This window comes from Microvirga soli (assembly GCF_016734765.1).
Classification (GTDB): Bacteria; Pseudomonadota; Alphaproteobacteria; order Rhizobiales; family Beijerinckiaceae; genus Microvirga; species Microvirga soli.
In genome coordinates this window covers 1-1541 of the sequence record NZ_JAERQE010000134.1, presented here as the reverse complement: position 1 = coordinate 1541, position 1541 = coordinate 1, and the positions used below count along the sequence as shown (strand labels likewise).

The 1541-nt window shown below is 64.8% G+C and carries 1 protein-coding gene; it reads left to right on the top strand.

Features of this window, described 5'->3' with window-relative positions; all coding sequences use genetic code 11:
* Window positions 1–173: 173 nt before the first annotated feature.
* The gene (locus JKL45_RS29510; RefSeq protein ID WP_201865320.1) at window positions 174–1508 is read left to right on the top strand and encodes an IS5 family transposase; all 1335 of its coding nucleotides are present in this window, start codon (window positions 174–176) and stop codon (window positions 1506–1508) included.
* The last annotated feature ends 33 nt before the right edge of the window (window positions 1509–1541 follow it).

Below are 1541 nucleotides of genomic sequence, written 5' to 3'. Positions count from 1 at the left end.
GTCGTCCGTGAAGAATCCCGATCTCGTTGAGACGATTGGGATATCAGGCGCATCACCGCCTTCGATTTTGCAGGATTGCGGGGCGACAACAGTGGATTTCCTGCGTTTTCCGTTGCCGCTCCGGCCCGGGATCTGATTCAATCAAGGGCACTCCACCCGGCCGGAGTTACGCCATGTCGACGCCGAAAGACGAGCGCCAGAAGGATCTGTTCCGCCCCGCCCTGGACAGCATCATCGACCTGAAGCATCCCCTGGTGCTGCTCGCCCAGCGCATCGACTGGGCCTTCCTCGAACGCCGCTTGGGCAGCGTCTACCGGCCAGGACCCGGTCAGCCGCCCTTGCCGGTGCGGCTGATCGCCGGGCTGATGATCCTCAAGCACACGGAGAGCTTGTCCGACGAGGCGCTGTGTGCCCGCTTTCTCGACAGCCCCTACGTGCAGTTCTTCTGCGGCGAGGTCAGCTTCCGCCATGATCTGCCGTTCGACCGCTCCTCCCTGACGCGTTGGCGTCAGCGGCTGGGCGAGGAGCATCTGACCGCCCTGCTGCAGGAGAGCCTCTCCGTGGCACATCAGACTGGAGCTCTGGCCACCAGGGATCTCGAACGGGTGGCCGTCGACACCACGGTTCAGCCCAAGGCCGTGGCTTACCCCACCGATGCCCGCCTGATGCACCGGGCCCTGATCAAGCTCGTGGATCTCGCCAGGAGGTGTGGCGTTAGACTGCGTCAGAGCTATCGCCGGGTGGCCAAACACGCCCTGATCCGGATCGGCCGCTATCAGCATGCGCATCAGTTCAAGCGCGCCAACCGCGAGCTGCGGTTTCTGCGTGCCCGGCTCGGGCGGGTGATCCGGGACGTGCGCCGCAAGATCCAGGGCAATGCGGCCCTGGAGGAGCGCTTTGAGCCGCTGCTTGCCCTGGCGGTGAGAGTCCGGCAGCAGACCCAGCGCCAGCGCGGGCCCAAGGTCTACGCCCTGCATGCGCCCGAGGTGGAGTGCATCGGCAAGGGCAAGGCCCGCACGCCGTATGAGTTCGGCTGCAAGGTGAGCATCGCCACGCCGGTCACACAGCCCAAGGGCGGTCAGTTCGTGCTGCATGCCCGGGCGCTCCACGGCAATCCGTATGACGGTCACACGCTGGCGGCTGCGGTCGCCGATGTGACAGCAATGACCGGGGTTGAGGTCAAACGCACGCATGTCGACAAGGGCTATCGCGGGCACAATCACCCGAACCGCTTCCAGGTTTGGATCTCAGGCCAGGTGCGCCGGACCACAGCCGCCCTCAAACGCGAGATGAAACGACGGGCAGCGATCGAGCCGGTGATTGGGCACCTGAAGGCCGAGCACCGGATGGGCCGCAATCATCTGAAAGGTCGTAAGGGCGACCGCATCAACGCCGTTCTGGCGGCGGTCGGGTACAACTTCTCACTCCTGCTGCGATGGCTGGCGGCGCTTTTGTGTGCCCTTGTCCTGTTGCTGGTTGGATCCGGTCGATCGCCGCAACGGGCGTGACTCAAGCCGCCAGACAATTCTTCACGGACGACT

Excerpts from the sequence above, each read along its gene's own strand:
- JKL45_RS29510 (WP_201865320.1), top strand. The coding sequence starts at position 174 with ATGTCGACGCCGAAAGACGAGCGCCAGAAGGATCTGTTCCGCCCCGCC.